The organism is Alphaproteobacteria bacterium LSUCC0396 (assembly GCA_041228345.1).
GTDB lineage: Bacteria > Pseudomonadota > Alphaproteobacteria > Puniceispirillales > Puniceispirillaceae > UBA3439.
The window spans coordinates 1261911-1287500 of the sequence record CP166131.1; the positions used below are offsets into that span (position 1 = coordinate 1261911).

General features: G+C 47.1%; 22 protein-coding genes (1 of these 22 cut by a window edge). 7 read left to right on the forward strand and 15 right to left on the reverse strand.

The window, feature by feature from the left end:
- Positions 1–24: 24 nt before the first annotated feature.
- Positions 25–264 carry a nitrate/nitrite transporter NrtS gene (nrtS, locus tag AB8881_06090; GenBank protein ID XDZ64450.1) on the reverse strand — a complete coding sequence of 80 codons (240 nt, stop codon included), beginning with the start codon at positions 262–264 and terminating at the stop codon, positions 25–27.
- Positions 265–293: 29 nt separating this feature from the next.
- On the opposite strand from nrtS, the gene AB8881_06095 reads away from it, so the two are divergent.
- The gene (locus AB8881_06095) at positions 294–590 is read left to right on the forward strand and encodes a transcriptional regulator (GenBank protein ID XDZ64451.1); all 297 of its coding nucleotides are present in this window, start codon (positions 294–296) and stop codon (positions 588–590) included.
- Positions 591–935: 345 nt separating this feature from the next.
- Here the strand turns inward: AB8881_06095 and AB8881_06100 are convergent, their stop codons facing one another.
- The 7 genes from AB8881_06100 to AB8881_06130 all read right to left on the reverse strand — a co-directional run bounded on the left by AB8881_06100 (position 936) and on the right by AB8881_06130 (position 9849).
- The gene (locus AB8881_06100) at positions 936–2657 is read right to left on the reverse strand and encodes a thiamine pyrophosphate-binding protein (GenBank protein ID XDZ64452.1); all 1722 of its coding nucleotides are present in this window, start codon (positions 2655–2657) and stop codon (positions 936–938) included.
- A gap of 11 nt (positions 2658–2668) precedes the next feature.
- A complete protein-coding gene (locus AB8881_06105; GenBank protein XDZ64453.1) occupies positions 2669–4231 on the reverse strand; it encodes a class I adenylate-forming enzyme family protein in 1563 nt (520 codons plus the stop codon).
- Complete coding sequence (locus AB8881_06110; protein ID XDZ64454.1) at positions 4228–5010, reverse strand: GntR family transcriptional regulator; 783 nt, start codon at positions 5008–5010, stop codon at positions 4228–4230. Before AB8881_06110 ends, AB8881_06105 begins: the two co-directional genes overlap by 4 nt.
- A 305-nt stretch (positions 5011–5315) precedes the next feature.
- A complete protein-coding gene (locus tag AB8881_06115) occupies positions 5316–6722 on the reverse strand; it encodes an FAD-binding oxidoreductase (GenBank protein ID XDZ64455.1) in 1407 nt (468 codons plus the stop codon).
- Between the two features lie 82 nt (positions 6723–6804).
- Complete coding sequence (locus tag AB8881_06120; protein ID XDZ64456.1) at positions 6805–8319, reverse strand: tripartite tricarboxylate transporter permease; 1515 nt, start codon at positions 8317–8319, stop codon at positions 6805–6807.
- A gap of 11 nt (positions 8320–8330) precedes the next feature.
- Positions 8331–8813, reverse strand: coding sequence for a tripartite tricarboxylate transporter TctB family protein (locus AB8881_06125; GenBank protein XDZ64457.1), 483 nt, complete (start codon positions 8811–8813; stop codon positions 8331–8333).
- Between the two features lie 76 nt (positions 8814–8889).
- On the reverse strand, positions 8890–9849 hold the full coding sequence (locus tag AB8881_06130) for a tripartite tricarboxylate transporter substrate binding protein (GenBank protein XDZ64458.1): 960 nt from the start codon (positions 9847–9849) through the stop codon (positions 8890–8892).
- Positions 9850–10036: 187 nt separating this feature from the next.
- Here AB8881_06130 and AB8881_06135 point away from each other — a divergent pair, with 187 nt between their 5' ends.
- Positions 10037–11260 (forward strand): PLP-dependent aminotransferase family protein, encoded by a 1224-nt coding sequence (locus AB8881_06135; GenBank protein ID XDZ64459.1) that lies wholly within the window; start codon positions 10037–10039, stop codon positions 11258–11260.
- Between the two features lie 668 nt (positions 11261–11928).
- Here the strand turns inward: AB8881_06135 and AB8881_06140 are convergent.
- From AB8881_06140 to AB8881_06170, 7 genes are all read right to left on the reverse strand, one after another.
- A complete protein-coding gene (locus AB8881_06140; protein ID XDZ64460.1) occupies positions 11929–13074 on the reverse strand; it encodes an iron-containing alcohol dehydrogenase in 1146 nt (381 codons plus the stop codon).
- Between the two features lie 4 nt (positions 13075–13078).
- Positions 13079–14455, reverse strand: coding sequence for an aldehyde dehydrogenase family protein (locus tag AB8881_06145; protein ID XDZ64523.1), 1377 nt, complete (start codon positions 14453–14455; stop codon positions 13079–13081).
- 19 nt (positions 14456–14474) lie between these two features.
- Positions 14475–15836, reverse strand: a complete 1362-nt coding sequence (locus tag AB8881_06150) for a glutamine synthetase family protein (protein XDZ64461.1) — start codon at positions 15834–15836, stop codon at positions 14475–14477.
- 31 nt (positions 15837–15867) lie between these two features.
- A complete protein-coding gene (locus AB8881_06155) occupies positions 15868–16968 on the reverse strand; it encodes a mandelate racemase/muconate lactonizing enzyme family protein (GenBank protein ID XDZ64462.1) in 1101 nt (366 codons plus the stop codon).
- Complete coding sequence (locus AB8881_06160; GenBank protein XDZ64463.1) at positions 16965–18593, reverse strand: GMC family oxidoreductase; 1629 nt, start codon at positions 18591–18593, stop codon at positions 16965–16967. Before AB8881_06160 ends, AB8881_06155 begins: the two co-directional genes overlap by 4 nt.
- A 135-nt stretch (positions 18594–18728) precedes the next feature.
- On the reverse strand, positions 18729–19319 hold the full coding sequence (locus AB8881_06165) for a dimethylsulfonioproprionate lyase family protein (protein XDZ64464.1): 591 nt from the start codon (positions 19317–19319) through the stop codon (positions 18729–18731).
- A gap of 18 nt (positions 19320–19337) precedes the next feature.
- The gene (locus tag AB8881_06170; GenBank protein ID XDZ64465.1) at positions 19338–20231 is read right to left on the reverse strand and encodes a LysR family transcriptional regulator; all 894 of its coding nucleotides are present in this window, start codon (positions 20229–20231) and stop codon (positions 19338–19340) included.
- A 187-nt stretch (positions 20232–20418) separates the two neighbouring features.
- Between AB8881_06170 and AB8881_06175 the strand changes: the two genes are divergently transcribed.
- The 5 genes from AB8881_06175 to AB8881_06195 form a co-directional block, all read left to right on the forward strand.
- A complete protein-coding gene (locus AB8881_06175) occupies positions 20419–21789 on the forward strand; it encodes an NAD(P)/FAD-dependent oxidoreductase (protein ID XDZ64466.1) in 1371 nt (456 codons plus the stop codon).
- A gap of 123 nt (positions 21790–21912) precedes the next feature.
- On the forward strand, positions 21913–23001 hold the full coding sequence (locus AB8881_06180; protein ID XDZ64467.1) for an ABC transporter substrate-binding protein: 1089 nt from the start codon (positions 21913–21915) through the stop codon (positions 22999–23001).
- 81 nt (positions 23002–23082) lie between these two features.
- A complete protein-coding gene (locus tag AB8881_06185) occupies positions 23083–24180 on the forward strand; it encodes an ABC transporter ATP-binding protein (protein XDZ64468.1) in 1098 nt (365 codons plus the stop codon).
- Positions 24180–25082: an ABC transporter permease gene (locus AB8881_06190; protein XDZ64469.1), complete on the forward strand. Its 903-nt coding sequence runs from the start codon at positions 24180–24182 to the stop codon at positions 25080–25082. The genes AB8881_06185 and AB8881_06190 overlap by 1 nt, the downstream gene beginning before the upstream one ends.
- Position 25083: 1 nt before the next feature.
- Positions 25084–25590 carry the 5' portion of an ABC transporter permease gene (locus AB8881_06195; GenBank protein XDZ64470.1) on the forward strand. 315 nt of this gene lie beyond the right edge of the window, so only the first 507 of its 822 coding nucleotides appear in the window; the start codon lies at positions 25084–25086; its stop codon lies beyond the right edge, outside the window.

Here is a 25590-nt window from a genome sequence, read left to right on the forward strand (position 1 = left end):
TATGCCAAAATGCCCTAAACAATTTTACACTGGCTCTATTTTTTCCATTTGCGCTCTAGTTGCGGTCCAAGAAGCGACTGAATAAGGCACGAGACAAGTGAGACTCATTTTGATCCAACATTCGGCCGTCAACGCACCACTTAATATCAAATCACCATGATTGATGAATGCTAAAATTGTTCCCACAACCAATGCAGTCTTGACCGAACGATAAAGAATCTTCTTGCTCAACCAAATTTCCAATGCGATTTTGAGATTAGTCATCTGTCTCCTCAATTGCGAAGTAGGTTTTTATGTTCACAAAAATTTTTATCAGGACATTTCCGTCAACAGAAGAATGTGAACTTTTTGAATCAATATTGCAAACCCGCTGGCCTGAACTAATTGGCAAAGCTGATGGGGTAAGGTTCACCGCATGGCGAAATTCACAAACTCCTCACATTTCGACCGTTATTTGGGAATTTCCTACCTTAGAGGCCCAAAAAACTATCGAAAGGTTAATTGAAGAGCATATTGCGAAATTCACCAAAACACTCTCACCTAAAACAATCACTTTTTCAGGTGAGAAAAAAATGGAACTAAAGTCCTAGCTCATTCCGAGCCCATGAGGTTTCCGACGTTGGCCAGCGATTTGCGCATATTTACTATTACGCAAGCATAAAAGCGCATTAAATGCGCATAAATACGAATGAGCCTGAGGGCTTGGCGCTATGGGTTGCGCTATGGGGTAGGCCTAAAACGCAGAAAAGCCTCGCAAACCCGTAGGCTTGCGAGGCTAGAAACTGCTGATTTTATTATGTTTTTGGTTGCGGGGGCACGCAACCGCCGTTACCTGCACCTTGATTATGCAATCGTTTGATACGGCGATAGCCAAAATAAGTTGGTTGACTTCAAAACTGATGGTGAGGATTTAGACTTAGCTACGTTGATTTGTATTATCGCCTTCGAACCTGCTCTGCGTCATCCCAAGCAGTCAATGCTTGATAGTCTGGAACAAAACCAAGACCTTTTTTTGCATCAGAAGACACAACCTGCTGAGACGTAACAACATCAACTACTGCGGGCGCGTTTTTAATGGCGCGCGAGATAGCTGAGTTCAAATTACTTATATCTTCCACTCGCTCACCATGCGCTCCTAACGCAATGGCCATCGCCGCATAATCTGAGTGGCGCAGGGTTGTACCAATAACGCGTCCACCATAATTAGCTTCCTGATCAAACCGTTCAATATTCCAAGCTGCGTTGTTTGAGATAATAAAGACAACCTTAGCTCCATGACGAACGGCTGTGTCGATTTCCATGGCATTTATGCCATAGGCACCATCACCATTAACAGAAATGACCATTCTCTCGGGATAGGCCAAAGAAGCGGCTATGGCGAAAGGAACCCCCACTCCTAGACAACCAAATGCACCAGCATCCATATAAGTATCAGCTTCCAGCCCAATACGTGCGAAACTTAACAAGTCCCCACCATCTGCAACCGCGATGTAGTCGTCGGTGGCGGCTTGAGCTATCGCATAAAAAATTGCCATAGGATGGATTTTGCCATCAGGGCCAACATTATCATTCACCCGGGAAGCACCCTTCTGAATTCGCTTCAAATGCTTTTCACGAAGGTCATCTAACCAACGACTGTCACGATTACCTGCATTCATTTTTAGGGCGTCACTCAGCGCGTCAAGGCTTGTTTTCACATCAGCAAGTACCTCAACATCACCACGACGATTGTCGATTAATTCACCAGTCGTGTCAGCGAGACGAAGAAATTTAGCTTCAGGAAAGACTGCTGGTGATCCAAAGCCCATTTGATAGTCAAGCTTTCTGCCAACCGTAATGACAAGATCGGCACCATTCATTGCCGCCGCCCTCATTGCACCAACAAACGCTTTGTTGTTGCGGTCAATTAAGCCGCGGCTCTCTTGTGTGTCCAGATACACAGCATCGATAGTGTCAAGGAAGCGGGTCAACTCATGCCTAGCATTTTTACCACCGCGACCCGTAATTACTAATGGGCGCTTGGATTGACGAACCAGATGAGCGGCTTGTTCAATCAGCTCAGGATCAGGACATAACTTACGCATCGGCTTTGGGATCATCCAATCATTTGGGATTAAACTTTTCTTAACTGAAGTTCGGAGAATGTCAGTGGGAATTTCTATATAGACCGGACCAGGTTCACCAAGATCACCAAATGCACGCGCAATAGCTTCATCAAACTCTCGAATAACTTGTTCAGCGACGCGCGCAGTTCTTGCATAACGGCATATCGGAGCTAATATCTCCGTGTGGGGTATATCTTGAAGTGGACCCATGTTCGCTTGAGGCCTTGAAGTACAGCCTCCGATGAGCAGAACCGGCATGCGAGCCAAAGCAGCATTAGCCATTGCCGTGACACAATTAGTTACGCCAGGACCTGCAGTGACCATCGCAACCCCCAGTTGACCAGTTAATTCTGAATGTGCATGAGCCATATGTACGGCTGCACCCTCGTCACGCACATCAATGATGCGAGTGCCTTGCTTGCCAAGGCAGTCCCAAATTGGCTGGATATGACCTCCCTGAAGACCAAATATCCGGTCTATTCCTCTTTGCTTCAACAAGGACGCAATCCATGCAGCGACACTATTTGCGTCTTGATTCAGATCCTGAGACATTTAGCTCTCCATTAGTTTTGGACGCCTTCAGCGAGCATATCACGAAGAATACGGTGCATAATTTTCCCGGTAGTATTTCGAGGCATTTCATCGGAAGTTATAAAAACAATTCGGCGTGGCCTTTTGAAACCAGCAATTTTATTTTTGGTCCACTCAATCAATTCAGCTTCACTTAAACTAGTGCCAGCTTTCAAAACCACCGCCGCGGTAACAACATCGCCCCACTTGGAATCTGGACAACCAACGACCGCCACGTCCTTCACCGCTGGATGAGCACCAACTACAGCTTCGACTTCGGTTGGGTAAACATTCTCACCGCCAGTGATGATCATATTCTTCTTACGGTCTATCAGTTTGATGAACCCGTCAGAATTTCGAACTGCAATGTCACCAACCGTCAAATAATGCCCATGAAACGCTTCAGCTGTTTTTTCGGGCAAATTCCAATAGCCACTGAAATTATAGGGAGAGACGGAATATAACTCCCCAGGCTCGCCGTCTGGCACTTCATTTCCCTGTTCATCAAGAAGCTTTATAGGGCCCGCACCAACAACCTCCCGGCCAACCGTACCTAATTGATTGAGTTGCTCATCAGGGTGAAGCATTGTCACCCAAGCAGCCTCGGTTGATCCATAGAGTTCAAAAAGACCGGCATTTGGAAAAATATCCATGATTGCTCTTTTCGTTTCGACCCTTGCGGTAGCAGATGAAATCATCAATTTGCTGACAGTTAATAAATTTTTTCTATTTCTAGTTTCAGACGGAACATCAAGTAACATGATGTAATGGGTGGGCGTAAGCGAGGTAAAACTCGTTTTATATTTTTCCATCGCATCCAAACATTCCCCAGCATTGAAACTTCTGGCAGAGAATATTGTAGTTGTGGCGCCAACGCTAAGAAGACTAATAAAAAAGTAAAGTGAATTTGCATGGCACATAGGCATAACCAAAAGCCCTTTGTCACGCTGAGAGAATCCAAGCTCTACACAAGTCATCATAGCAATAAGGGACGCAGACTCGTGATTACGGATTGCACCCTTTGGGTTTCCTGTAGTGCCAGAGGTGTACATCAAACACCATTTGTCAGATCCTTCCATCTCGTTCAATGACGGCGCAAAAGATGTGGCCTCTATTAGAGCTTCATAGCTTTGCCAACACTCTGGCCCCGACACCCCCATATATAAAGCTAGTTTTAAATGAGGTTGGATATCAGGCTTTACTGTCTCAACTAAATCTATGAAATCGGTTTCAGCAATTATCGCTGCAACTCCACAATCCGAAAAAATATAGCTAATTTCGGGCGCGCTTAACCGGAAATTAACTGGTACAGCTATCAAGCCAGTCTGCGCCACAGCCACATAGATTTCAGCCCACTCGAGGCGGTTATAAGCCAGTATTGCAACCCTGTCGCCCTTGGATAGTCCAGCTTTCAAAAGACCCGCTGCTAGCCGAGTAGACCGATCATACCAACTTTGGAAGGTTAATTCTTTGGTAAGGTCCCGCACGCCTAACGCATGAGGCCTGACGCGGGCCTGAGCGGCGAGCATTTGATCGATGTGCAGCAGTCTGCTCATCTTTTGCCCGCTACCTTTTCATTAGGCAAAACTGTGCCTTCGTAAGTTTCAAACAACCGCTTCGAAGCGCTACTTGCATGATCAAGGGCGAGCCTCTCCGCGGTTGCTGAATTTCCTGCAACAACTGCAGATAATATGGCTTCATGTTGTTGCCATATGTTTTGAGGCGACTCAACGTGCCTCAGCACCTCTCCCATCGCTCGGCGAAGATATTGCCAATGGATACGTGCGCTTGTTGCTAAAAGTGGGTTATCTGCAACATCATAAATCAAATGGTGGAAAGCCTCATCAAAAGTAATCTGTGCGACGATATTACTTTGGGAAATGGCTGCTCGGCCTTTTGCTAAAATATCCTCACCAAGCTTTTCTATTCGGCTCACTAAAACAGTATCAAAGCTCAGTTTTTGGGCAGCTTGTCGGGCGGCCAGGCCGTCTAGGGCACTTCGGATATCATAATGCTTCTGCATTAATTCAGGGTCAAATGGAGCAACATAGAGGCCGCGTTTATCACTTTTGGTAACCAGCCCGTCTAAGGATAGCATTACCATTGCTTGCTGAACTGGCTGTCGAGAGACTCCCAGTCGTGCTGCAACTTCTTCCTGACGAAGGTGCATGCCGGCTTCAAGACTACCAGACACAATTTCATCCGCGATAGCGTTATAGACCTGCGCAGATAGAGAGGCAGGTCGAGTTAATGGCTTCACATTTGCACTTTCTAAATTCTGAATTCTGAATTCTGAATTCTGAAAATGCCAAAACACAAAGGAGGTGTCAACCACACCTGTCTCTACAGCTGCAAACTAATCATCAAATTTTCCAGTAAAGTTGGCAAAAACAAATACCCCCTGGCCGAAAGCAAGGGGGCGCAAATAACAATGGTTGCGGGGGCAGGACTTGAACCTGCGACCTTCAGGTTATGAGCCTGCCGAAATGTCAGGTTTTCTAGGGGTTACGGAGGGGTGTCGCCAATGTATCGCAAATTCTGCGACCGGGACTATTTTTTATTTCAATTATAGAGTTTTGATTGTGATTTGTCAGGCCATCCTCCAAATATTTCATAGATTAATATCTACTGTTGTAGCTGTTATAGTACAGCGCCCGGATTCATAATGCCATTGGGATCAATTGCTTGTTTTATAGCCCGCATCAAGGAGAGCTTAGTGGGATCCCCATAGGCTAGCAAATCCTCAGTCTTCATTCGTCCAATGCCATGTTCAGCACTTATGGAACCTCCACATAATTGAGTGGCCTGATTTACACACTCATAGGTGTTTTTTTGGATATGCGGATGTGTCTTTAAAAAGTCCGCCTTGTCCACATGTTCGGGCGGGAACACATTTATGTGAATGTTGCCATCACCGATATGACCATATGTATTGATCCGAAGCTCACTATTGATACACAAAATGTCCCTAGTGACCCGCGTGATGAAGGTGTTAATCTGATCAATCGGCACAGCGGTATCAGAGCTACAAAATGCGCCTGCCAACTTGTTATATTCATACGCCAGTTCCCTAAGCTGCCATAGCTGATTGCGTTGTGCTTCTGACTGGCCAATAACTGAGTCCAACACCAGACCGCTCTCAAATGCTTTCGCCAAACAATTCTCTACCTCTAGCCTAATGCCTTTGCGCCCTTCAATATCCATTATTATATACCATGAATATGGTTTAGAAAAAGGATCACGCTGCACAGGAAAATATTGTAAAGCTAGCTTCATGCCCAAATAAGACATCAATTCAAATGCACTTAACGTTCCGCCAAGCCGATCACCCAACAAATGTAACAACTCAACCGCACTATCAGGTGACCTGACACTTACCATTGCAGAAATCGATTCTTTTGGAAGTGGGAGCAGTTTAAGCGCTGCCGCCGTAATCACACCAAGCGTTCCCTCCGAGCCTATCAACAAGTGTCTAAGGTCATACCCAGTGTTGTTTTTTCGAACAGTCTGAAGGTCGTTAAGGATGGAACCATCCGGCATGACCGCCTCAATACCAAGACATAGATCACGAGTATTGCCATATCGTAGAACCTGTATCCCTCCGGCATTACTAGCAAGATTACCACCTATCTGGCAGCTTCCCTCAGAGGCAAGCGAAAGGCCAAAACGACGATCATTGATCCTGGCAGCTTCCTGAACTGCTTTTAGGATACAGCCAGCCTCAACAGTCATACTATTGTTAATAATATCAAGGGATCTAATACTGTTCATACGCTCTAATGACAAAACAACGGATGGCTGTTCCCTCGTTGCAATATGTCCACAAACACCACCCGTACCCCCACCAAAGGGAACAATTCCCAGTTTTGTACTGTTGCATATTCTTAAAATTTCACTGACATGCAGGGTTGATTGTGGCATGAGAACAAGTGGTGCATAGCCTTGTATGCGGTCTCTTGGGTCAATAAAATATTTTTGCGCATCTTCAAAACTCAACCAGCCCCTCGTTCCAACAATTGTCTTTAAAGTGTCAAGAGCATTTTCCAAGTTGCAGGTAGCCAAAACAACCTCTCCATTTCAAACAGCATATTTATGAAACGCCAAAATCTATATTTTTTCCGTTCCCATATCAAAATTTCAAATAGTTTTGCTCTGACAACCCACGCCATAAAATCCGAGACAACGTAACCAGCGTAAGAAAGAAAAAAACCAGCGCTATTGGGCGTTGGACAAGTTGTCCGACTGGATCACCTTGTGAAATTAAAAGGAATGAACGAAAGGCGAGTTCAAATTCAGGTGCCAATACAAAACCAATAAGAAATGCCACGAATGAATAATCGAATTTCTTCATCAAATAACCGATGAATGAGAATAAAATCATCACATAGATGAAAAATAGACTGCTCGACATGGCGTAAACACCTGTTACGCATGTCAGAGCGATGACCGAATAGGTGATATATTCTGGCACTTTGATGATGTGGCTATAGAGCCCACTGCCGACGAGGCCAATCACCAAAGTAAAAAAATTTGCCATAAATAAAATTGTGAAAATACCGTAAATTAGAACCGGATCCATTTTGAACACATGTGGACCAGGTTCAATGCCATGCACAAGAAACGTACCAATCAAAAGCGCAGTTGTCACATTACCAGGAATACCAAGTGTTAAAAGCGGCACGAAGCTTCCACCCACAACCGCGCTATTGGCGGCTTCCGGTGCAGCTACCCCATCCAAAGATCCTTGACCAAACTCTTCTGGCCGTTGCGAATGTTTTTTGGCCGCACCATAACCCACAAAGGCAGCCATCGCCGCACCTATACCCGGCAGAGCCCCAATGCATGTGCCAATCAGACTTGAGCGAATAATCGTTTTCCAATGCGTAAAATATTCAAGAACACTGAGATTTTCTCCACCAGTAACGCTAATCATCTGGGTAGGGGCCTCATTCTGCTTTTCCCGTAGATGGGCTCGGCCACGTTCAACTGCAAATATTACCTCCGCAACACCAAGCATACCGATCGCTATTGGCAGTAACGGCAAGCCATCCTGAAGCTCAAGATAACCAAAATTCAATCTTGGTGTTGCGGACATAGGGTCAAGACCAATCATCCCGCACAAAAATCCGAAAGAGCATGCAGCTAGCCCCCTGAGCAATGATTTACCAGTAAGACCAGCAACAAATGTGAATGCAAAAAGAATGACGAAAGTAACTTCAGTGGGGCCAAATTGAAGCGCAAATTTTGAAAACGGTGACGCGACAACATAGAGGAGCAAATCGGCAAGAAGTGCACCCCCAACTGAAGCATAAAGTGCCATCTGAAGCGCTTTTTTAGCTTTTCCAGCCCTCGCCAAAGGGTAGCCGTCAAATGCAGAAGCAGTAGCTTCAGGCGATCCTGGCGTATTCAGAAGAATAGCTGAAATCGACCCACCATAAGTGCCCCCCTTATAAATACCAGTAAGAAACGCAATCGCGGTAATCGGCTGCATACCAAATGTAATTGGGGAAAGGAGTGCGATCGCCATAGCAGCATGTAGACCTGGAATTGCGCCCATAAATATACCAACGGCCACACCAGCACCAATCGCAAGCAAAGGTTCAAGAGCGAGAACGGAAAATATACCTGCAATCAATGTGTCCATTACGATATCCTCTATCCCGACAAAGTGGGAAAGGCATTAATGTGGACTCCAAAACCAAACCGAAGTCCCGTATAGAGAATGCAAGCAGTCAAAAGAGAAATGATAAAAATACGCACCGGCTGACGCCCACCAGTCAAGAACATCAGGCCAGCCAAAAGTGTCGTCGAGGACAGAACATATCCGGCAGGAATTAAAAACAGACCAAAAAACGACAACAGACCGGTGACAATCACAACGGAAGAGATTTGGCCGCTCCCAAAAAGTACATCACCTTGTCCAACCTTATCGCCTGTTTTTGGCGTGTCATTCAAGAAAACAGACAGGATCAAATCAAACAAAACAAAACCAACGATAAGACTGACGGCCAATGTGGGCATCATTGATGCGCCCACAAACGCGCCAGCCTCACCATCATCAATTTGCATAGGCATGGCGTAAAACGCGACAGCACATAGAAGGAGAATGATGATGGAAATAATTTGTCTGTTTGTCATATGGATTAGGTTATGAAATTTAGTGGACAGATAAAAGAGGTGCCGCAATGCAACACCTCTATCAGTCAATCCATGTCTAATTCGCTAAAACCGCTTTCATACCCTTCGTAATGCGGTCGATCGACGCCTTTGTCTCGGCTCCATTCATCGGAGGGATAGCGACAAACTTCTTGGTTACTAAATCCTGAAAACCTTGATCTTTTGCTGACGCAACCAGTGCCTTTTCAAGCTTTTCTCTCACTGGCTTCGGCAGACCTTTAGGTGCAGCAATGACAGAATCATAGCTTACTGCTGGGTAACCAAGGCTAGCCATAGTTTCTGCATCTGGTGTGGCATTGAGTTTTTCAGAGCCAGACGCAGCCAACACGATCATTTCACCGGACTTTACATATTGGACATGTGGTCCACCACTCATACCAAAATCAACATGACCGCCAAGAATATTTTGCATCATGTTTGCACCACCTTTAATCGGCAGAGGAATAAACGTTACCCCAGTGGCTTTTGAAACCGCTTCAATTTGTAGTCTATCAGCTGGGCCAAGTGAACCAAATTTTAGTGGAGTTCCGGTGGACTTAGCATGCTCAATCATCGAAGAAAAGTCTTTCCATGGTTTTTTTGCTAAGGAAACAAAGGCGCCCTCAAACCGAGCCATAGTCAGAAGATAGTCAAAATCTTCTTTATCATATTTCACTTTTCCTTGAAGCGGATTAAACGCAAAGGTCAGACTAGTGGCAACAACGAGCGTATAACCGTCTGCTGGTTTTCCTTTCACGGCAGTTGCAGCGATGCTGCCTCCAGCACCCCCTTTATAGGTATGAATAATTGTCTGTCCCAACTTTTCAGATAGCGGCTCAGAAATTTTTCGGGCCATAGCGTCAGAAAAGCCACCTGGTTTGAAACCAATAATCATCTCGATTGGCTTCGATGGGAATGCATCCTCCGCATTTACACCCTCACTGATGCCTAAGGCTCCCATTATGGCGACCAGAAAACCACTGAACGTATACCCAAGTGTTTTTGCAATTTTGTTCACTCATTCCTCCATTAACTTCTCAACTCGACCAAAAAATAACGCATTATGTTAAGACCATGAGGTAAATTTACTTAAACTATTGCATGTTCAAGTTAGAATATAAAATATAAATAAAATCTGGAATCAAGCATATATACCTATAATTAAAAATAAATGCGCATATGCCTTAGAAATACCTGACGACGTATTGCAAATATATGCGGACCAGCTGAATGTCTCCAAGAACAGTGCCTATGAGGCTTATTCAGACCTAGTGGGCCTTGGTATTCTGGAGTCGCGCAACCGGTCTGGGTTCAGTGTCGGCATGGCATTGCCAGCGGTCGATAGTGATGAAGCACAAGCTGTTTTACATCCACCTCCCGCACAATTACAGCCGGCACCTGCGGTTGTTAATTGCCGCATGCCTGCCCCCGGATTACGCCCAAGCCAACCAAAACGCTGGGCTGAATTCCGCTTCCCCTTCGTTTATAATCAAATTGACACCGAATTGTTCCCTATCGAGGCCTGGCGAGAATGTTCGCGCCTTGCGCTTGGCCGAAAAGCCCTGCCAATCTGGACCAGCGAGGCGGTTGATGTTGATTGCCCCGATCTTGTCTTTCAACTGCGCCAACGTTTGCTGCATCACCGCGGCATTGACGTGGCTGAGGATGAAATCTTAATTACTGTTGGCGCCCAGAATGCGCTGAGCATCATATCGACCATTTTCAATGAAGACAATCGACCGATCGCTTTTGAAAATCCAGGTTATCAGGAGGCACGGCATTTATTCCACCTCTATAATAACGAGATTGTCCCCGTACCAGTTGATCGTGATGGCCTTGATCCAACGATGCTGCCAGCGGCTTTCAAATTCGTTTATGTCACACCCGGGTGCCATTTCCCTACTATGGTTGTTATGCCTGAAGACCGTCAGCTGCAGCTCCTTGATAAAGCCGAAGCTGCCAGCGCAATGGTTATCGAAGATGATTATGAGATCGGCCTTGTTGGGCATCTAAAGCTACGCCCTGCGCTGAAATCCCACGATAAAACTGGCCACGTAATTTATGTAGGCAGTTTATCAAAGACCCTGTCGCCAAGTATTCGCATTGGATATATGGTGGCGCATCGAGATATAATCAAAACGGCAAAGATTATCCGCAGCTTAACAGTCCGGCACCCGCCAAGCATTGTTCAGGAAACCACCCCAATGTTTTTGGCACATGGGTATCATGATGCACATTTGAAGAATTTACGGCAAATTTACTCACAGCGATGGCATCTTATGAATGAAGGAATCAAACGACTTTTGCCAATGTTTGTAAAGGGCGATGCCACTGGTGGCACATCTTTCTGGCTTACAGGGCCAATGCATTTCGACGCAGAGGTTTTCGCAACCCGGCTTCAAAAACGTGGTGTGTTAATAGAACCTTGACATATTTTCTTTGATAAGGGAAAGCCAAAAAACGCATTTCGTATTGGCTTTCCATCAGTGCCAATTAACCGTATCGATGCTGGCCTTCGACAGATCAGCCAAGAAGCAAAAGTTATGCTGCGTTAAGAAGAAAGCTACCTCAGTGAGTGGTCATTAATTATTTGGTGTTTGCCAATGTTTTTTGCGAGCAGGGTTTAAACCTGCACATGAAAGATGAATTTACACCTCATCGCCTTCACCAACTCATCAAAGCCCCAAGGTTCAAGGCGCAACGCCCGGCCCAATCTAGGCCCTACCCCCGTGAGTCAAAGTCATTCTGAAATAGGAAAGTACTCCATTAACCCTGGTCCCTGGTGCACGGTCCATGGGACTGGGTTCATGGATAATTTAAACGTAGCAATGAACGCGGCAATAATTTAGAACGCAAAAAAGCCGCCTCAATTGTGAGACGGCTAAGTATATGATATATTTTTAGAATATTTGGTTGCGGGGGCAGGATTTGCTCAAGACCCTACAATTAGGAAGTGGGTGTAAAACTGTTGCATGGGCGCGCAAACGCCGTTGCTTACTCCTGGATTTTGTATGTATGTAGTGACTTCTTGTTTGCTTAATTAACTCAGTGATCAAAAATAATTTCGCGATTGCCTTGATCACTTGCTAATGATTATCTAATAGCAGGATAGTAGTAGTTCTCTTGTGTTTTCTCGCGTCAATTTTACAGGATTACCGCCTGCACTAGGGTCACTTATTGCTCCATCAACAACCCTTTCAATATCCATATTCTTTATTCCCAGTTCAGTTAAGGATTTGGGAATATCAAGGGATGCATTAAGTTTGTCGACAAAATCACAGAAGCCTTCAAACCCCCCAAAAATATTAAGATAGTTTGCAGCCCTGGCCAATTTCTCATTTACCAAGCTCTTATTAAATTGAAGGACAGCAGGCATACAGACAGCATTGGTTGTGCCATGATGGGTATTATATATCGCACCAATTGGATGCGAAAGCGCATGGATTGCGCCTAGCCCTTTTTGAAATGCAGTGGCACCCATGGCAGCGGCTGACATCATTTGTGCCCGAGCCTCAATATTACTCCCATCAGCATAGGCTTGGGGAAGATAAGTTTTAACCAATCGCATTCCCTCGAGTGCAATGCCTTGAGACATCGGATGATGATTAGGCGAACAATAAGCTTCAACACAATGAGCAAAGGCATCAAGCCCTGTTCCAGCTGTAATGAATGGCGGCATGCTAACCGTCAACTCGGGATCGCAAATGACAATACTAGGTAGAAATTTAGGGTGGAATATGATCTTTTTTTCTTTTGTAACCGAGTTTGTAATTACCGATGCTCGGCCAACTTCGGAGCCTGTTCCTGCTGTTGTTGGAACGGCTACAATAGGGGCAATCGCCTCAACATCAGCGCGCATCCACCAGTCGCCTACATCTTCAAAATCCCACAAAGGTCGAGTTTGACCCGCTAGGAATGCTACTAATTTTCCTAAATCCAGACCTGAACCACCACCAAAGGCAACAACCCCATCATGCCCTCCTTCTTTAAAGGCATTCACTCCTGCGGCAGCATTTTTCTCATTTGGGTTTGGATCGACGTCTGCAAAAACGGCACGCCCTAAACCGTCGGCTTCAAGCAAATCCAAGGTTTTTTGGGCAATATCTGTAGTGGCTAATCCTCGATCCGTAACGAAAAGAGGGTTTTTCATCCCAACTGCCCTGCAGGCTTCAGCAATTTCTTTAATGCGCCCAGCGCCAAATTTTATAGAGGTGGGATAAGCCCAATTTGCATAAAGAATCATTTTTCTATGCCTCTTTCAAATGAAATGATTTTGGCCTAGTCAGATTATGGTATCCAATTAAAGAAAGGCTACCGCCACGACCAGTATTCTTACACCCTGTCCAGCAAAGGGCGGGATCAAGATAATCAGCTCTGTTCATGAAAACCGTTCCTGTTTCTAGTCTCTCGCCAATCTTCTCAGCGCGGTCTTTGTTTTTTGTCCAAAGGCTTGCTGTTAATCCATAATCAGAATCGTTCATCAAACGTATAGCTTCTTCATCATCCTTAACAGGCATGATGCCAACCACCGGGCCAAAGCTTTCCTGTCGCATCACTTTCATGTCATGATTGACCCCTGTCAAAATTTGTGGGGTTAGATAGGCGTTATCATCATCTGCGGCAAATCGGTCAATATGGGCTGTTGCACCTTTACCAATTGCATCATTAATTTGGTTGCGAACAGTGGCTGCAAATCTAGCATGTGCCATAGGGCCCATAGTCGTATCCGGATCAAGCGGATTACCAAGTTTGAGCTGATTGACCCATGTAATGGATTTATCAACAAAGGCGTCGTAATAACTTTGGTGAACATAAATTCGCTCAATACCACAACAGCATTGACCAGAATTGAACATCGCCCCATCCATCAGCCCATCAACCGCAACATCAATATTGGCATCATCCATAATATAGGCAGGGTCCTTGCCACCAAGCTCAGTGCTTACTCCAACAAAACTCCCTGCCGCGGCTATCTCAATGGCACGCCCTGCTTCAACGGAGCCCGTGAAATTGATGAAATCAAAATTACGTTCTTTAATTAGGCTGGTGCTCGTATCATGATCGAGAAATATATTCATGAATACATCGCTAGGAATACCTGCCTGATGAAACGCTTTTGCCATACGCTCACCAGCCAGCAGTGTCTGTGTCGCATGCTTCAGAACAACCGAATTTCCAGCAATTAACGCCGGGGCAATGGTGTTGATCGCCGTCAGGTACGGATAGTTCCATGGAGCAATAACAAAAACAACTCCATGAGGGTCACGTTTAATGAAGCGTTTAAAAGTCTCATCGTCGCCAACTTGGACATTTGCAAGCGCAGATTTTGCAATCTCTGCCATATATGTGGCTCTTTCATTGACGCCACCAAACTCACCACCGTAACGAATAGGCCTGCCCATCATCCAAGCCAGTTCCGGCACTATTTCCTCTTGCATGCTCCCTAGAATCCAAACTCCTGAAAGCACCAGAGTAATGCGTTCATCTAATGGGCGGTTTGCCCATTTGATCTGAGCTTGACGCATTATTGCAATCTTTTCTCGTGCCGCTTCAAGTGATGAAGCCTCGCGTGTGGCATAAACTGTTCCATCAATCGGAGACAGGCAGATGAGTTCTTTAGACATGATATCCTCAAAAAAATAATCAGGCTTTTTCAAATCCTCGGGCAACTTCCCAATCCGTAACAATGCGGCTAAATTCCTCAATCTCCCACTCGGCACAACGTGCGTAATGTTCAATAACTTCATCACCTATAGCCGTTCGCAACATATCAGATGTCATCATATGTGTTCTGGCTTTATCCAGACTATCCGGAACAAGGCCTGTATCACCCTGATAGATGTCACCTTTGGCTGCTGATGGTAAATCCAAAGATTCTTCAATGCCGGCTATTCCAGCAGCAATTTGCGCAGCTAATGCTAAATAAGGGTTAAGATCTGATCCACCAATTCGGCATTCCACACGGATAGCCTGCGTGCCCTCGCCGCATAGCCTGAAACCAGCAGTGCGATTATCTATTGACCAGATCGCACGAGTTGGCGCAAATGACCCTTTGACAAAACGCTTATAGCTATTGATGTACGGGGCAAGGAAATATGTACAGTCGGGTGCATATTTAAGTAATCCTGCCATATAATTTTTCATCAAACTGGACATGCCAAGAGCATCGCTCGAGTCGTGAAAAGCATTTTTGCCATCTCGCCAGAGGGACTGATGAATATGGCTAGATGAACCCACACGATTATGATTCCATTTTGCTAAAAAGCTTGCCGCGTGCCCTTGCTGCCAAGCCATTTCTTTAATCCCATGCTTGGCAATGGTATGGTGGTCAGATGCCAGCATAGCCGGTGCATATTTGATATTGATTTCTTCCTGCCCAGCTTCGGCTTCACCCTTTGAATTCTCAACAGGAATACCTGCTGTATAAAGGTGATTGCGGATTGGCCGCATGATATGTTCTTCCTTGGTCGTCTGAAAAATATGATAATCTTCATTATACCCAGAGATTGGTTCTAAATCACGAAAGCCGTCCGCCTGTGCATCTTCATAACTTTTCTTGAATAAAAAAAACTCAAGCTCAGTTGCCATCATGGCAGTCAATCCCATTTCTTGAAGACGTTCGATTTGGGCTTGTAAAACAGCCCTTGGCGAATGTGAAACGGGCGAATAGCTATGATGATCCAAAACATCACAAAGGATCATAACTGTTCCTTCCAACCATGGCACAGGGCGTAAAGTTGAAAGGATAGGCTTCATGACATAATCGCCATAACCTTTTTGCCATGACGTAGCCTGATATCCATCAGGGGTAGCCATTTCTAGATCAGTAGCCAGCAGATAGTTACAGCAATGCGTTTCTTCCCATGCTTTTTCGATAAAATGCTGGGCATGAAACCGCTTACCCATCAAGCGTCCTTGCATATCTACAAGACAAGCGAGCACGGTATCAACCTGCTTATTTTTAACCAGCTGGGTTAAATCATTCCAGCCAAGCACCGCTTCCATTTTAATTCCTCCAAATTGTCACCTAGTCATTTTAACTCTGGGTGATTTGATATTGAGAACGCGCCACCCATTCTGGATGAATTTCTATTCCCCATCCAGGTTCATCGGTTACCGCAACATGCCCATTGTCGATATCATATGGTGATTTAACAAAAATCCCCTCCTGCCAGGGATAATAGTCAGCCCCTTCAATGGAAAATTCCAGATACTTTCCAGCATTTGGAATAGCCCGCAACAGATGCATAGTGAAAAGCGTTACCATTGAAAGGTTGGCGCAATGCGGCGTAACAGGTAGGTTTGAAGCTGCGGCCATGCGGCACACGCGCAGAGTCCGACAGATGCCACCAAGATAGAGAATGTCAGGTTGAACGATATTAACGACCTGCTGATCAATCATGTTTTTCCAGACTGGTAGTTCACAATCCTGCTCGCCACCTGTGACATCAATTGTCAATGCTTCGTTGACTTGTTTTGTCTGGTCTAACTCCCAGTACGGACATGGTTCTTCGTAATGACAATAGCCATGATCTTCCAGCATACGACCAACTTCGATGGCACGTTGCGGCGTATAGCAGCTATTGGCATCAATCAGCAATTCAACCTTGTCGCCCAATTCGCGCCGCATGGTAGGGATGATTTCTTCTGTTCTGCCAGGCCATTCATCTTTATTGCGGCCAACTTCTGCGCCAGCCCGCACCTTGAATGCATTAAAGCCATATCTATCTCTCAGGGCCTTAAGCCGTTCTGCCTCAGCTGCTGGCGTTATATCGCGCTTCATCGAGCTTGCGTAGGCACGGACGCTGCCCGGTGACCCGCCAAGTAAGGACGCAACTGGCTTGCCAGCGACCTTGCCACGCAGATCCCAGATCGCAGTGTCAATGCCCGCCATGGCACGCCGCAGATATGATCCGGGAAATTTATGTTCGCGCTCAGTAATAAAATCAAGCAGATCATCCAGGTCCGTGATGACTTTGCCCACTACCCACGGGGCAACTTGCCGGTGCAGCACCTGACAGGTAATATCACTATTATAGGTCGAAACTTGACCCCAACCCTGATAGCCATCTTCGGCGGTAACGCGCACAAAGCCGATATATTGGGTACAGAAGGTTTCTATTGATTTGAGTTTCATTTTGCTCTTGCTTTCTCGATGTCTTCCTTAATGAATTTCGCCGCCATTTCCCCAACCATGATGGCGGGAGCGTTGGTGTTTCCTGATGGGATGGTTGGAAAGATTGACGCATCGGCGATGCGCAAATTCATCAGCCCATGAACCTTTAACCGGTGATCCACGACAGATGTAGCGGCGTCGCTGCCCATTCGGCATGTGCTGCATTGGTGAAAAACCGTCCAGCTAGCCGCCCGGACAGCGGCAAGAATATCATCATCACTCTGGTGGTCTTTGCCAGGAAAGATTTCACAATCGGTCATCGCCGCCAAGCTAGGCATGCTGGTGATTTTCCTAACAAAATTAGTGCCTGCAATCATCATCTGGCGGTCTTTTTCAGTGGTAAGATAATTGCCTTGCAAATGCGGTGGAATGGTTGGGTCAGGCGACAGGATTTCAAGAAACCCCCGACTTTCAGGCTTGCAGGGGTTGAAGCCGATGCGGTAAGCGGGGAATGGATCAGGACTCATCAGAGGCCTTGTACCAACCGGCGCTGTTCGGTAGCTCATCGGATTAAAATACAACTGTAAATCCGGTGGACCTTCACCTTGATCAAGCCGGACAAAGCCGCCAGCCTGATTGAGGCTCATCGAAAGCGGGCCATTGCGTCCCAGCAGAAATTGTAAACCAACCCATGCCTTGCCCCAAAGGGGACGCAATAATTGATTTAACGTTGGCACCGTTGCGCGGTAGGTCAGTTCAAAGCCCAAATGATCAATCAGGTTACGCCCGACATGGGGCTGATCCATTATCACCTCAATCCCCATTTTGCTAAGCAATGGAGCAGGGCCAATACCAGAAAGCTGCAACAATTGCGGGCTGTTAATCGCACCACCGCATAGAATGATTTCTTTGGTCGCTTTAGCAATACGTGTTTCGTCGCCACTGATATAATCCACCCCGGTTGCAACGCGGCCATCAAAACGGATGCGCGTCACCAACGCGTCAGTGGCGATGGTGAGGGTCTGCCGCTTTGCCGCTGGCTTGAGATAGGCATTAGCCGTGGAGGCGCGCAGCCCATTTTTGGTGGTGATCTGAAACGTCGCCGCGCCATTCATTGAATCAACATTGTAATCGTCATTAAGGGGAATACCGGCCTCTTTGGCAGCCCTGAGATACGCCTTTGTGATGGGGTGAATATTGGCGCTGACATCGGTGACACCAACAGGTCCGTCGCTTCCTCTTTCAGGCCTTTCTGGTCCCTGCCATTGTTCGATGCGGCGAAACAGCGGTTCGACATCGGCCCAGCTCCAGCCGGGCGCCACCGCATTCCATTCGGCATAATCCTGCTGGTGACCACGCACATAGACCATGGCGTTAATTGCCGATGATCCGCCCAAAACCTTGCCGCGAGGCCAGTAAATTGAACGGTCATTCAGGTTTGGTTCGGCTGCGGTGTGATATTTCCAATTAAAACGCTTGTCGTAAAACACCTTGCCATAACCGATGGGGATATGCAGATACGGGTGGTTTCCGCGCGGCCCCGCTTCGAGTAACAGCACGCGGATATGGCTGGTCTCGCTGAGCCGTGCAGCCAGTGCCGCCCCAGCTGAGCCCGCCCCGATGATGATGTAATCAAATTCATTCATAGGCTGGTCACCACCTGGCGCATATCCATCCTTGCACAGCGGTACGGCTGTTGTTGATCCTTGCGCTTTTGCCTTCCCGGGCCTGGTGCCGCCATCTGCGCGACAAAGCTGTTTTTTGCCAAGTCATAAATCATGTTAAATCCGGTAGCTGTCTGCGCCGATATCACCAGCCCACCCCCAAAACGCCAGCAGCGGCAATTGCTTGGTGTTGATGGCATGTGGCTGAAATGGCAAATGGTGGATTATATCACCCGGTGCCTGTAGCCGCCAATCATCATCACTGGCTTGCCACGCCGCAAAACCCGATAGCGGCAGATAAATTTCCTCGGCAGCATGGCTATGACGGGGATATAGAATATCAGCATCCTGAAAGAATAACCCTGCGCGTATACTGTCATGGGTGATCTGACCTGTTGGCCCGATAATTTCACAAACCGCCAGATGTTTGGCAATCGCTTGTGGAACATGTCCAAAGCCAGGTTGGCGCCAACTCAGATAGCTGGCACATTGCTCGATCATCAGGATATTGCAACTGCTGCTATCGGGACAAGCCCGCGCAATGTAATCAAGGCTTTTTTTTGCATGTTGGGGTGACAGGGGCGGGATATGCAGGTTATTGCGCCCGCCAGCGTCCAGCGCATTTGACAGGGTTTGACAGATTGCAAGATCTGACCTTTGTAATTTTTCGGCCATTGATGCAAGTAGCGTGGCGACGGCGCTAGTCATTTTGATCATCCTTTCAAGTCAAACGATCAGTTTTTGCAACGAGGTGGTGATCAGTTGATAAAGACCAGCCGCCGTCTGTCCTATAGGTTGGCCATCTGGCGTGATAATGGCTAATTCATGGGTGATGCGTGGGGCAAATTTGCGCCAGATAACGCCGTCATTTACCGTGGCCATACCATTGGTTGGATCGATAATCGCAAGCGCTGTTCCCGCGGCGATTATGTTGCGGGCAATGGCAAAAAAATAACTTGATAAATGCCGCTCGACAGTCACATTGGCCTCGGACAACAGCATGTCCAATTGGCGGTCAACCATGTGCTGACCAGTGATTGACACAACCGACCGCCTGGCCAAATCAGCCGGTGTTATCACCTGTTTTTTAGCGAGGGGATCATTCTCATGCATCACGCAGACACATTCCAGATTATATAATTCGGCGTTCAATCCGGCGACGGGCACCGGCGTGTCAATAAGGCCAATATCAATTTGGCGTCTACTCACCCAATCGGCGACCTGACGCGAACTGCGGACAATGATATCAATGCTGACATCACTATGCTCGCGATGATAGGCGGCTATCAATGGCGGTAAAAAATGCACTGCCATGGCGCCATTGGTGGCAATGCGGATGCTGCCGGTTGTTCCGGCCTGAATTTCAGATACCCTTTGCGATATCCGCGTCAATGCCAGTAGTCCCTGCGCTATTTCATCTTGTAAAAGCAAAGCTTCGCGCGTTGGGGCAAAAAAACCGCGATCACGTTTGAAAAGTTTGAACCTACATAATTCCTCAAGATTAGCCAGCGCAATACTGACGGCGGGTTGGCTGATATTCAGTTGAGAGGCGGCGCGGGAAATCGACCCTGCTGCCAGAATGGCCTCAAACACTTCAAGGTGACGCTGCTTAACCTGCATAACCAATATGTCCTTACAAGAACTATAAATTTGCAAAGATTTACTATAAGAAAATCGAATAATTATATAATACAAATTATGTTGTATTTATTTCATTTGTTTTTTAGCTTTGAGTCAAGATAGTTAATTTTACTGTCGTAGCGTCCAAGCCTAACTGATGCGATCGTGATATTCGTGGGGTATGTGAATGCGCTCAGACTTATCGTCAAAGCAGACTGATCCGATTGCCGATCATGGCGCCTATTGGGTTGAAGATAGTGCGCCCTTACCAGCAACCAGTTCTGATATTATGACTGATGCTGATGTTGTCATTGTTGGGTCGGGCTATACCGGCATGCATGCTGCCATTGTCACGGCAAGGGCTGGCAAAACCACACAAGTCCTTGAGGCGCAAACGCCGGGCTGGGGATGCAGTACGCGCAATGGCGGCCAGATCAGCAGCAGTGTAAAGCCAACGCTTGCTGAATTGACCAAACGTTTTGGCCCAGACCGTGCCCGCGCGATCCGCGCCGAGGGTGATGCGTCACTTGACTGGATTGAGACCTTTATCAAGGATAATGGCATCGCCTGTGATTTCATGCGTAATGGCCGGTTCCACGCCGCCCATACCCCTCAGCATTTTGAGACGCTGGTGCGCGAGGCGGCACGGTTGGGTGATGAAGAAAATATACCCATAACCGTAATCCCTCGCCATGAGCAGCATAAAGAACTTGGCTCAGATATCTATTACGGCGGCCTTGTCTTTGAACGTCATGCGTCGCTTCATCCGGCAAAATATTATGCCGGTATTCTGCAAACGGCTTTGGATGCAGGGGTGCGTGTTACCGGCCATTGTCCGGCGGTGAATATCACAAAGTCGGGAACCGGCTATATTGTCACCACGCCAAAGGGCCAGATCAAAACTGGCAAACTGGTGCTTGCAACGAATGGCTATAGCGGCGACCTAATGCCGTGGGTACGCCGCCGTGTTATCCCGATTGGCAGCTATATCATCGCGACCGACCCGTTGCCAAAACCGCTGATGGATAAGCTGTTTCCGACGAATAGAGCGATCACTGATAGCTGTAAGATTGTTTATTATTTCCGGCCATCACCCGACCGAAGTCGGGTCTTATTTGGGGGGCGGGTATCGGCGAACGAGACCAATCCGGCCATTAGCGGGCCGAAATTAAAACAGGATATGTGCCGGATTTTTCCTGAATTACAACCCTATGGCGTGTCGCATTCATGGTGCGGAACGGTGGCATATAGCTTTGATGAGTTAATGCATATCGGGGTAAATGAGGGGGTGCATTTTGCCATGGGATATTGTGGCTCTGGCGTTGGTATGGCGAGTTATCTTGGCATGCGCCTTGGCCAACAAACGCTGGCACTGCCGCAGGGTAAGACGGCTTTAGATAACATCGCGTTTCCAACGCGGCCTTTCTACACAGGCAAACCGTGGTTCTTGCCCGCAATGGTGGGCTGGTACCGTTGGTGCGATGGATGGCAAATGAAACGTGCATTCAAATATTCAGCAAATAAAGGGTCTGAGAGGTTTGCTGAAAATGCCTCATAGGCCATCAAAGAGATTCGTTAAAAGGCCGGGCTTTTTGAGGGTGAAATCTAAGTTGCATTATGAGGCAATATTCTTGGTGTGAGCAAAACTCTTGGCAAAGAGAAAATCGAAAAGGAGGAAAAAATGGTTTTCAATTTTTTAAGACAAGCAAAGGCGCATAATATTTTGGGGGCCGTCAGTGCGGCAGCCTTGTCGTTGTTCGCGGTGACGTCCGCACATGCCGATCCGGTGACAGTCGTCTCTTGGGGCGGGGCATATGGCAAGGCGCAAGATGCAGCGCTTTTTACCGATGCTTCGAAAAATTCAGGCATTGAAATTAACCGCGAGTCCGGTGCCAGCATGTCGAAGGTTATGCTGCAAGTCGAGTCTGGCGCAGTCACATGGGATCTTGTTGTCAGCGGGTCTGGTGGATGTGCGGCAGCGGCGGCGAAAGGCGCACTGGAAAAAATTGATTTCAATGTTGTCGATGTATCCAATTTCCTACCAAACACCTATACCGATTATTGTATTGGCTCTGACGTGTTTGCCACGGTCTTTGCGTGGAACACGGCAAAATATGGTGAGCCGGGAACCGCTGGTGCGCCAAATTCCTGGGCTGATTTTTGGGATGTAAAGAAATTTCCGGGTACCCGCGCCATTCGCCTGAATAATGTTGATGGGGTTTTGGAACCTGCGGTAATGGCAATGGGTGTGCCGCCAGAAAAAGTATATGAATTTCTAGCAAGCGACGGTGGCATCGAAAAGGCCATTGCAAAAATTCGCGAGCTAAAGCCGCATATTTCTGTCTATTGGAAATCGGGCGCAATGCAGGCGCAATTGATGAAAGATGGCGAAGTCGACATGATCACCGGCTGGAACGGCCGCTTTGACAATGCCCGCAAAGATGGTGCAACAGTCGGCTATACCTTTAATCAGGCGCTTCGTGACTATGATGGTTTCGGCATTCCAAAAGGCGCGCCAAATAAAGATATGGCGATGAAGTTCCTTGGCGAAGTATCCAAGGCGCAATATCAGGCTAACCTGCCATTCCATATTACCTATGGCCCGACCAACAAAAAGGCTTATGAGATCACAACAGCCTCAAAGGCTCTTCTTGAGGCGTTGCCATCACATCCGAAAAATGTGTCAAAAATGCTGGCTGTCGATCTTGATTGGTATGCAAAATACCGTGAGAAAGCGCTCGAAATGTATATGGAGCTGTTAAGCGAATAGCCGCCATCAATTGATGATACGAAGGCACCTGCCTTCGTATCATTTCAGAAAAATTTAAAATCAGATAGGTGTTGTCCCAACATGGTTTCCGATAGGCCTGCCTCACTGTCAATTTCAGTGACTGAATTGACCAAGTCATATGGCAATGTTTTTGCGCTGAACTCTGTCAGCATCGATGTTAAAGCTGGTGAGTTCCTGACATTGTTGGGGCCATCTGGCTCTGGAAAAACAACATTGCTGATGGCAATCGCCGGATTTAACCGGCCAGATTCCGGACGCATTTGCTTTGGTGACACAGATGTAACATTGATGCCGCCACATAAGCGCGAAGTCGGGATGGTGTTTCAAAGCTATGCATTATTCCCGCATATGTCGGTTTTTGAAAATGTGGCCTTTCCGTTAAAGCTTCGCAAAATAGCCGCGCAGGAAAAATACGAAAAGGTAACGGAAGCCTTGAAGACGGTGCAATTATCAGATTTTGCCGAACGCCATATTGATCAATTATCAGGCGGGCAAAGACAGCGCGTTGCCTTGGCGCGCGCCTTTGTTTTTGGCCCGAAAATCCTGCTGATGGATGAGCCATTATCGGCGCTTGATAAAAAGCTGCGCGAGGAAATGCAAATAGAGCTGAAACAGCTGCATCGCAAATTGGGCGTAACAACCGTCTATGTAACCCATGACCAGCGTGAGGCTCTCACCATGTCAGATCGCATTGCGGTGATCAATGATGGTGAAGTCGCGCAGGTTGGCACGCCGCGTGATATCTATAACACGCCTGCGAATAGTTTCGTTGCCAGCTTTATTGGCGAATCCTCATTCATCCCCCTTGACCGCGATGCTAAGGGCGGGCTTGTTTATCGGGGAACGAAAATTGCCGCAGCGCCAACCAGTCAATCGGCAAAAACATATTCGCTGGTTGTCCGGCCAGAACGGTTGTCTTTGGTGCCGCCGAAAGCAAAACCCCTTGCCGGCAAACTTTATTTTGACGGCATCATCACCGAGCTTGTCTATCAAGGTGAAAACGCGTTGGTCATGCTAAAAATGGCTGATAATCTAACATTAACGGCGCGCATGAATACACGCGCTGGTGATGATGTTGATTCACTGGTTGAGGGGCAACAGCTCACCTTATCAATTGATAAAAACGATATCATCACAATTCCGGATGAGGCGGCGTAATGTCAGACCAAAACAGCCGCAGCGATAACGCATTGGGGGCAAAGCAGCTCCGCGCCGCAGAACGCAAGGAATCAGCCATGTTGCTGGCGTTGACGATGCCCGCGATTATTGTGGTTGCGCTGGTGATTATCGTTCCGGTTGGCTGGCTGTTTTCCCTGTCATTTCTGGATGGGTCTGGCCAATTATCTTTGGTCAATTATCAGAAGATGATTGAATATAAATCCTATATGCGGGTGTTTAAGACAACATTTAACGTCAGTTTACTCACCACATTCTTGTGTATTCTGATTGGTTATCCGCTGGCCTATTTCCTGTCGCAGATGCCGCGTAAATATGTTGGCTTATTCATGCTGACCGTGCTGTTGCCATTCTGGACATCGCTTTTGGTGCGAACCTATGCCTGGCTGGTGATGCTACAGCGAAATGGGCTGATCAATAATTTTGCGATTGATCTCGGCATATGGGATACGCCGGTCAAACTTGCCCATAATCTAAACGGCACGTTGATTGGCATGGTGCATATCATGCTGCCCTTTCTGGTGTTGCCATTATATGCTGCCATGCAGCGCATCGATCGCAATACCCTGCAAGCCGCGGCCAATTTAGGCGCAACACCGGTGCAAACATTCTGGCAGGTATTTGTGCCATTATCCTTGCCTGGTGTGGTGGCAGGATCGCTGATTGTGTTTGTCCTATGCCTTGGCTTTTATGTGACACCAGCCGTGCTTGGCGGCGGCAAGGTGATCATGGTGTCAATGCAGATTACCGCCATTCTTGAAGATCAGTTTAACTGGGGCGCGGCAAGCGCGCTTGGCGTTGTGTTGCTGGTCGCTACCTTTGCTGTTTTATTGCTGGCATCACGATTCCTAAAGCTGGATTCGGTGATGTTTGGGAGGCACTGATATGAGCTGGTTAAAATCAGCCGCAAGCGAGACCCAGATCACACATGGTGACCGTTTATGGCTATATTGCCTTGCCGGACTCATCATGTTTTTGTTGGTGGTGCCAACGGTGATCGTCATTCCAATGTCGTTTTCTGACTCGCAATATCTGGAGTTTCCACCGCGCAAGTGGTCGTTGCGCTGGTATGGTGAATATCTGGAAACGCCGCGTTGGATCAAGGCCACGATCACATCGCTAAAAGTGGCGGTTTTGACCATGCTTGTGGCAACGCCCTTTGGCACAATGGCGGCTTATGGGCTGTTTGTGTCGGGAAGCCGCTATGGCAAAGCGGTATTTTTCCTGTTGATGACGCCGATGATTGTACCGGTTATTCTGATTGCGATTGGCACATTTTATGTGTTTGGCAAGATCGGGATTGTGAATTCAATTTTTGGGCTTGTTTTGGCGCATACGGTTTTATCGGTGCCGATTGTGATGATTATCATCACGTCGGCGCTGCGAACCTAT

Excerpts from the sequence above, each read along its gene's own strand:
- nrtS (XDZ64450.1), bottom strand. The coding sequence starts at position 264 with ATGACTAATCTCAAAATCGCATTGGAAATTTGGTTGAGCAAGAAGATT.
- AB8881_06095 (XDZ64451.1), top strand. The coding sequence starts at position 294 with ATGTTCACAAAAATTTTTATCAGGACATTTCCGTCAACAGAAGAATGT.
- AB8881_06100 (XDZ64452.1), bottom strand. The coding sequence starts at position 2,657 with ATGTCTCAGGATCTGAATCAAGACGCAAATAGTGTCGCTGCATGGATT.
- AB8881_06105 (XDZ64453.1), bottom strand. The coding sequence starts at position 4,231 with ATGAGCAGACTGCTGCACATCGATCAAATGCTCGCCGCTCAGGCCCGC.
- AB8881_06120 (XDZ64456.1), bottom strand. The coding sequence starts at position 8,319 with ATGGACACATTGATTGCAGGTATATTTTCCGTTCTCGCTCTTGAACCT.
- AB8881_06125 (XDZ64457.1), bottom strand. The coding sequence starts at position 8,813 with ATGACAAACAGACAAATTATTTCCATCATCATTCTCCTTCTATGTGCT.
- AB8881_06140 (XDZ64460.1), bottom strand. The coding sequence starts at position 13,074 with ATGATTCTTTATGCAAATTGGGCTTATCCCACCTCTATAAAATTTGGC.
- AB8881_06145 (XDZ64523.1), bottom strand. The coding sequence starts at position 14,455 with ATGTCTAAAGAACTCATCTGCCTGTCTCCGATTGATGGAACAGTTTAT.
- AB8881_06150 (XDZ64461.1), bottom strand. The coding sequence starts at position 15,836 with ATGGAAGCGGTGCTTGGCTGGAATGATTTAACCCAGCTGGTTAAAAAT.
- AB8881_06155 (XDZ64462.1), bottom strand. The coding sequence starts at position 16,968 with ATGAAACTCAAATCAATAGAAACCTTCTGTACCCAATATATCGGCTTT.
- AB8881_06160 (XDZ64463.1), bottom strand. The coding sequence starts at position 18,593 with ATGAATGAATTTGATTACATCATCATCGGGGCGGGCTCAGCTGGGGCG.
- AB8881_06165 (XDZ64464.1), bottom strand. The coding sequence starts at position 19,319 with ATGACTAGCGCCGTCGCCACGCTACTTGCATCAATGGCCGAAAAATTA.
- AB8881_06170 (XDZ64465.1), bottom strand. The coding sequence starts at position 20,231 with ATGCAGGTTAAGCAGCGTCACCTTGAAGTGTTTGAGGCCATTCTGGCA.
- AB8881_06175 (XDZ64466.1), top strand. The coding sequence starts at position 20,419 with ATGCGCTCAGACTTATCGTCAAAGCAGACTGATCCGATTGCCGATCAT.
- AB8881_06180 (XDZ64467.1), top strand. The coding sequence starts at position 21,913 with ATGGTTTTCAATTTTTTAAGACAAGCAAAGGCGCATAATATTTTGGGG.
- AB8881_06185 (XDZ64468.1), top strand. The coding sequence starts at position 23,083 with ATGGTTTCCGATAGGCCTGCCTCACTGTCAATTTCAGTGACTGAATTG.
- AB8881_06190 (XDZ64469.1), top strand. The coding sequence starts at position 24,180 with ATGTCAGACCAAAACAGCCGCAGCGATAACGCATTGGGGGCAAAGCAG.